At 68.5% G+C, this 6,831-nt stretch carries 7 protein-coding genes; 5 read left to right on the top strand and 2 right to left on the bottom strand.

Features of this window, described 5'->3' with window-relative positions:
• The 5 genes from IEZ19_RS48805 to IEZ19_RS48785 form a co-directional block, all read left to right on the top strand.
• The coding region (locus IEZ19_RS48805) for a GTP-binding protein (protein WP_189317802.1) at positions 1-315 on the top strand (315 nt) is incomplete at its 5' end.
• 380 nt (positions 316-695) lie between these two features.
• Entirely contained in the window at positions 696-3,905 is a 3,210-nt protein-coding gene (locus IEZ19_RS48800; protein WP_189317801.1) for a sensor histidine kinase, read from the top strand.
• A gap of 10 nt (positions 3,906-3,915) precedes the next feature.
• On the top strand, positions 3,916-4,329 hold the full coding sequence (locus IEZ19_RS48795; protein ID WP_033321188.1) for a roadblock/LC7 domain-containing protein: 414 nt from the start codon (positions 3,916-3,918) through the stop codon (positions 4,327-4,329).
• Positions 4,330-4,425: 96 nt separating this feature from the next.
• Positions 4,426-4,995 (top strand): DUF742 domain-containing protein, encoded by a 570-nt coding sequence (locus tag IEZ19_RS48790; protein ID WP_189317800.1) that lies wholly within the window; start codon positions 4,426-4,428, stop codon positions 4,993-4,995.
• Positions 4,976-5,557 (top strand): GTP-binding protein, encoded by a 582-nt coding sequence (locus IEZ19_RS48785; RefSeq protein WP_071369867.1) that lies wholly within the window; start codon positions 4,976-4,978, stop codon positions 5,555-5,557. Before IEZ19_RS48790 ends, IEZ19_RS48785 begins: the two co-directional genes overlap by 20 nt.
• Positions 5,558-5,693: 136 nt before the next feature.
• Here IEZ19_RS48785 and IEZ19_RS48780 read toward each other — a convergent pair whose 3' ends face one another.
• Entirely contained in the window at positions 5,694-5,891 is a 198-nt protein-coding gene (locus tag IEZ19_RS48780) for an acyl-CoA carboxylase subunit epsilon (protein ID WP_189317799.1), read from the bottom strand.
• Positions 5,892-5,948: 57 nt separating this feature from the next.
• Positions 5,949-6,831 (bottom strand): acyl-CoA carboxylase subunit beta (locus tag IEZ19_RS48775; protein ID WP_308429102.1); only part of this gene is annotated, 883 nt, incomplete at its 5' end.

Raw genomic sequence — 6,831 nt, 5'->3', positions numbered from 1 at the left:
CCGGGCCAGGACCGCTTCTGGTTCATGTGGGACGACCTGGTCCGCGGCGCGATCGGCGCGGTGGTACTCGTGGACACCCGGCGCCTGGCGGACTGCTTCCCGGCGGTCGACTACTTCGAGAACAGCGGCCTGCCGTTCGTCATCGCCCTCAACGGCTTCGACGGACACCAGCCCTACACACCCGACGAGGTGCGCGAGGCGCTGCAGATCGGACCGGACGCGCCGATCATCACGACGGACGCCCGGCACCGCGCGGACGCCAAGTCGGCGCTCATCACGCTCGTGGAGCACGCGCTCATGGCACGGCTGAGGTAGCTCTCAAGTCGTGAGCGCTGTACGGCAGTTGTCGTAATGACACCGGAGCCGGCTGTGGCCTTTGACACGGTCGGCTCCGGTGTTCATAACGTTTCGGCAGAGGAATCGGGTGGTATCGCCACGCGTCGCGGTCGACCGGTATCGCTGCGCTCACAACGGCCCCGCCTTTTGGCGGGGCTCGCTCTTTATGACCGTTTTATCTCGCCCTTACAGGGCGGCGTTCTGCGCGTTCCGACTGTTTGGAACTGCGCTGGTCGACGTGCTGGAATGCCTGAACTGCCCATTAGTCAAAGACGTACTCAGTAGCGGTCGATGACACACCGGGCTCTGAGAGACTGCGGCACGACGTAGGTGCCCGCCGCCGAGAGGTTGTTGGTCGAGTGAGGCGAAGCAAGAACGGTCCCGAGCCGTCGGCGCGGGGCAACTTCACCCCGCCGCCGCGCGCTGCGGCGCCCACCCCTGTGCCAGGCCCCGAGCGCCAGGCTCCTCCGGCCCCGAGCGGCCGGGCCTTCTCTCCGCGCAACTGGCGAGTGCCGACACGGCTGAACGCGATCCTGCTCATCCCCGTGGTCGTCGGCCTCGTCATGGGCGGCTTCCAGGTGAAGAGTTCGATCGACACCTGGAACGAGGCCCGGGACGCGGAGAACACCGCCGTCCTGGTGCGTGCCTCCCTCACCTACGCCGACGCTCTCTACAACGAGCGTGACGTCTCGGTGGCACCGCTGCTGATGAACGAGGACAAGAACGTCGTCGCGGCGGCCCGCAAGCAGACGGACCAGGCCGCCGACGCGTTCGACCAGGCCGCGCAGAACATGCCGAACAAGTCCGGCCTCGAGCGCCGCCTCAAAGGGTTCCGCGAGGTCGAGCCCCAGCTCCAGGCCCTGCGCGAGAAGGCCTACACCAAGCTTCCCGGCGTACAGACCGAAGAAGGCTACGTAGCCATCGCCCACCCTCTGATGGAGTTCGCCAACGAACTCGGTCTGGGTACCGGAAACATCACCTCCTACGGCCGTAGCGTCTACGCCATCTCGCTCACCAAGGCGGCGCTGTCGCTGGAGCGGTCGATCGGTACGCACCTGCTGGTCAAGCCCGGTCCGGACGCCCCGAACCTGGCGACCCAGCGCGTCTCCCTCTCCTCGTACGCCTATCTGGAGCGGATCGCCGTCGAGGAGTACCTCGGCGCCGGTACCGAGGAGGACAAGCAGAAGCTCACCGACATCGAGCAGAAGATCAAGACGGACGGCGCCGCGGAGGCCGCGAAGGCCAAGGCCGCCGACCCGAAGTACGTCGCACCGTCCGACCCGTCCAAGATGGTCACTGCCGTGGCGACGCTGCCGGACACCAGCGAGCTCACCCGTCAGGGCCTCGCCGCGAAGGGCGTCACCCCGCAGAACTGGTGGGCGTACAACACGCTCAAGTTCAACGGCTACCGCCAGATCGAGTCGGACATGGCCGACAAGGCGGTGACCGAGGCCTCCGGCATCGCCGGCGACGCGAAGACCTCCGCGTTCATCACCGGTGGCGTGGTCGTGGTCGCCCTGCTGCTCGCGTTCATCCTGGCCGGCACCGTGGCCCGGCAGATGAGCCGCTCGATGCGCCAGCTGCGCAACGCGGCGTTCGGCATCGCCGAGCAGCGTCTGCCGATGCTGGTCGACCAGCTCTCCCGCACCGACCCCGGCCGGGTGGACACCCGGGTCGCGCCGATCCCGATCAACTCGACCGACGAGATCGGCGAAGTGGCCCGAGCCTTCGACCAGGTCCACCGCGAGGCCGTCCGGCTCGCCTCCGAGCAGGCCCTGCTGCGGGGCAACATCAACGCGATCTTCACCAACCTGTCGCGCCGCAACCAGTCGCTGATCGAAGGCCAGCTGACCCTGATCACCGACCTGGAGAACAACGAGGCCGACCCGGACCAGCTGGAGAACCTCTTCCGCCTGGACCACCTGGCGACCCGTATGCGCCGCAACGGCGAGAACCTCCTGGTCCTCGCCGGCGAGGAGCCCGGCCGCCGCTGGGACCAGCCGGTCCCGCTGGTCGATGTCCTGCGCGCCGCCTCCTCCGAGGTGGAGCAGTACGAGCGCATCGAGCTGTCGGGCGTCCCGGAGGCCGAGATCCACGGCCGCGCCGTGACCGACCTCGTGCACCTGCTCGCCGAGCTGCTCGAGAACGCCACCACGTTCTCCTCGCCGCAGACCAAGGTCCGCGTCACCGCGACCCGTCTGCCCGACGGCCGCGTCATGATCGAGATCCACGACAAGGGCATCGGCCTCACCGCCGAGGACTTCGCTGACATCAACCACAAGCTGGCCAACCCGCCGACCGTCGACGCCGCGATCTCCCAGCGCATGGGCCTGTTCGTGGTCGGCAGGCTGTCCGACCGGCACGGCATCCGTGTCCAGCTGCGCCCCTCGGGCGAGCAGGCCGGTACGACCTCGCTGGTCATGCTGCCCGACGCGATCACGCACGGCGGCGGCGGCGAACAGCCCCTGGGCCGCGAGGAGTTCACGGTCTCGCAGATCATCCCGGAGCAGCAGTTCCGGGGCGAGAGCTTCAACCAGCCGCAGCCGCTGCGCACCGCCGCGGAACTCGGCTTCGACGACAGCCGTTACGAGGTCCCCGACGACATCCGGGACCTCGACCCCGTCGGCCGCTCGCTGATGCGCGAGGAGCGCCGCGCGGCGCTCGAGGCCCATGCACAGGTCCAGCCCGCCGAACTTCCCCAGCCCCAGCATGACGCCCCCGAAACCCCCTCCTACGCGGATGAGTTCGACGCGCGGCAGGGCTACGACGACGGCCGTGACGGCTACCGGGAACAACCCGGGGCGTACGAAGCGCAGCCGTCGTACGACGAGCAGTACTTCGCGTCGAACGGCCATCCGCAGAGCGACGGTTTCACGTCGAACGGCGGCTATCCGGAACCCTCCTATGCGGAGCCGGTCCAGGAGGAGCGCGCGGCCGTCCACGCCGCCGGCCCCGAGTCCTTCCAGGGCTACGAAGAGCAGTCCTACCAGGACGACTGGCCGCAGCAGAACGCCTACCAGAACGGTTACCCGGGCCAGTACGCTCCGGAAACGGAATCTGCGCAGGTCGCTGACGCGGGTGACCGGAACCACGTAGGCTTCGACAATCCGGGACCGGCTTCCTCGGGCAGCCACCAACTGACCGACGCGGGTCTGCCCCGCCGCGGTTCGTCGGCGGGCGGCGCGGACGGCAACGGCTCGAACGGCGTGGGAGGCGGGCACCAGGAGGCGTCCCTCCACGCACCGGAGTCCAACGGTGACAGCAGTTGGCGTTCGGCGAACGACGAGCGCTGGCAGCAGGCCTCGCAGCTCCGCAAGCCCAAGGCGGGCGGGGTCACCTCCTCCGGCCTGCCGCGGCGGGTGCCCAAGGCCAACCTGGTCGAGGGCGCCGCGGAAACAACCCCCCAGGGAGGCCCACAGGTCTCCCGAGCCCCGGAAGACGTCCGGGGCAGGCTGAGCAACCTGCGTCGAGGCGTCCAGCGGGGACGCAACGCAGGCAGTGAAACGAACGGCCAGGCCACTAGGAATCAGCACAGTGGTCCTGACAGCACCTACAACCAGGAGCGTTAGTGTGAGCCCGATGAGCCAGGCGGCACAGAACCTGAACTGGTTGATCACCAACTTCGTGGACAACACCCCGGGGGTGTCCCACACGGTGGTGGTCTCCGCCGACGGACTCCTTCTGGCGATGTCCGAAGGCTTTCCGCGCGACCGCGCCGATCAGCTCGCGGCCGTCGCCTCCGGTCTGACGTCGCTGACGGCAGGCGCCTCCCGGATCTTCGAGGGCGGCAGCGTGAACCAGACAGTTGTGGAGATGGAGAGGGGATTCCTCTTCATCATGTCCATCTCCGACGGTTCGTCGCTCGCAGTCCTGGCACACCCCGAGGCCGACATCGGTCTCGTTGGGTACGAGATGGCCCTTTTGGTGGACCGTGCCGGTACGGTCCTCACTCCGGATCTGCGTGCGGAACTCCAGGGAAGCCTTCTCAACTAACAGACAGACGGTGCGTTTTCGCGTCCCGTGGCCGTAAGGTTTCGGGACGCGGCTCCACAGGGATGGGTGCCCGGCACGGTCGGAGGAGGAGAAAAAGTGGCAACACCCCCAGGCGGTTCGAACAACGGCAACTGGTCGTACGGCCCTGCCCAGGGTCAGGGCGACGGTTCCGCGAACCGGTACAACTTCCCCTCCGCCCCGAGCCACCGGCAGCCGTACGCCCCGCAGGGCCCCGGCCCTTCACCGTACGAGCAGCCGCCCGCGCCGCGCATCCAGCCGGTGCAGCCACAGCGTCGTCCCGAGCCGGCGCCCGCCGCGGCGTCGAACAACCCCTTGGTGCGTCCGTACGCCATGACCGGCGGCCGGACCCGCCCGCGGTACCAGCTCGCCATCGAGGCGCTGGTGCACACCACCGCGCAGCCGCACCAGATGCAGGGCCAGTTGCCCGAGCATCAGCGGATCTGCAACCTCTGCCGTGAGATCAAGTCGGTGGCCGAGATCTCGGCTCTCCTCACGATCCCTCTCGGCGTGGCCAGGATCCTCGTCGCCGACTTGGCGGAGGCGGGCCTGGTCGCCATCCATCAGCCCGGCGGCGACGAGAACGCCGGTGGCCAGCCAGACGTGACACTGCTCGAAAGGGTGCTCAGTGGACTTCGCAAGCTCTAGCGGCGGTCCTTCCCGCTCCACCACCTCAGCGAAGATCGTGGTGGCGGGCGGCTTCGGCGTGGGCAAGACCACGTTCGTAGGTGCCGTCTCGGAGATCAACCCGCTGCGCACAGAGGCCGTCATGACGTCCGCGAGCGCGGGCATCGACGACCTGACCCACACCGGGGACAAGACCACCACCACGGTGGCCATGGACTTCGGCCGCATCACCCTGGACCAGGACCTGATCCTGTACCTGTTCGGCACACCGGGCCAGGACCGCTTCTGGTTCATGTGGGACGACCTGGTCCGCGGCGCGATCGGCGCGATCGTGCTCGTCGACACCCGGCGTCTCGCCGACTGCTTCCCGGCGGTCGACTACTTCGAGAACAGCGGCCTGCCGTTCGTCATCGCCCTCAACGGCTTCGACGGCAACCAGCCGTACCAGCCGGACGAGGTGCGCGAGGCCCTCCAGATCGGACCGGACACCCCGATCATCACGACGGACGCCCGGCACCGCGCGGACGCCAAGTCGGCGCTCATCACGCTCGTGGAGCACGCGCTCATGGCACGCCTCCGCTAGCGGCTTCCCCCTGGTCTCCGCCGCAACGGCGAGCAGCCACCACGGCGGAGACCGGCGGTGCCGGACAGGCCTCACCCACTCGTGCACACGGAGAAGGGCCCCTCTGCGGCAGAGGGGCCCTTCTCCGTCGTACAACTCAGTGCCAGCTGTGCGGCGCACGGAAGCCGGGCTCGCGCTCCAGACGGCGCCAGCCGGCCTTGGCACGGCCACGGTGGGCCTGGGCCTCGGTGACGCTCGGCTGGGCGGCCGCGCGAGCCAGGAGGACGGCCGTGATGGCGGCGACTTCCTCGGGCTCGGCGTGGCCCTTCTCGACGCGAATGTCAGGGCTGTTCATGGGTGTCAGTCTCCGTGAGAGAGGTTTCCGCGGGGGTACCGCGAAGGATCCGCCGGGTTACTGCGGGGGGTTGCCGTGCTTGCGCGACGGCAGGTCGGCGTGCTTGGTGTGCAGCATCGCGAGGGACCTGACGAGGACCTCGCGGGTCTCGGCCGGGTCGATGACGTCGTCGACCAGACCGCGCTCGGCCGCGTAGTAGGGGTGCATCAGCTCGGCCTTGTACTCCTTGACCATCTTCTGACGCGTGGCCTCGGGGTCCTCGGCACCGGCGATCTGCCGCCGGAAGATGACGTTGGCCGCGCCTTCCGCACCCATCACGGCGATCTCGTTGGTGGGCCAGGCGAACGTGAGGTCGGCGCCGATGGACTGGCTGTCCATCACGATGTAGGCGCCGCCGTACGCCTTGCGCAGGATCAGCGAGATCCTCGGCACGGTCGCGTTGCAGTAGGCGTACAGCAGCTTCGCGCCGTGACGGATGATCCCGCCGTGCTCCTGGTCGACGCCGGGCAGGAAGCCCGGGACGTCCAGGAAGGTGACGATCGGAACGTTAAAAGCGTCACACATCTGGACAAAGCGCGCAGCTTTTTCGCTCGCCTCGATGTCCAGCACGCCTGCCAGCACCTGCGGCTGGTTGGCGATGACGCCGACGACCTGGCCGTCGAGCCGCGCCAGGGCGCAGATGATGTTGCGTGCCCAGCGCTCGTGGACCTCGAGGTACTCGCCGTCGTCGACGATCTCCTCGATGACCTTCGCCATGTCGTAGGGCCGGTTGCCGTCCGCCGGGACCAGGTCGAGCAGGACGTCGCTGCGCCGGTCGGCCGGGTCGCTCGACTCGACCCGCGGCGGGTTCTCACGGTTGTTCTGCGGCAGCAGCGACAGGAGGTAGCGCACCTCGTGGATGCAGGTCTCCTCGTCGTCGTAGGCGAAGTGGCAGACACCG

It is taken from the genome of Streptomyces brasiliensis (assembly GCF_014647875.1).
GTDB lineage: Bacteria > Actinomycetota > Actinomycetes > Streptomycetales > Streptomycetaceae > Streptomyces > Streptomyces brasiliensis.
Note: the sequence above shows the minus strand (reverse complement) of the source record. Positions and strands in the feature narration are given on the sequence as shown.

Bases quoted from the DNA above. Each gene is read 5' to 3' on its own strand.
- IEZ19_RS48795 (WP_033321188.1), top strand. From the start codon at position 3,916: ATGAGCCAGGCGGCACAGAACCTGAACTGGTTGATCACCAACTTCGTG.
- IEZ19_RS48780 (WP_189317799.1), bottom strand. From the start codon at position 5,891: ATGAACAGCCCTGACATTCGCGTCGAGAAGGGCCACGCCGAGCCCGAG.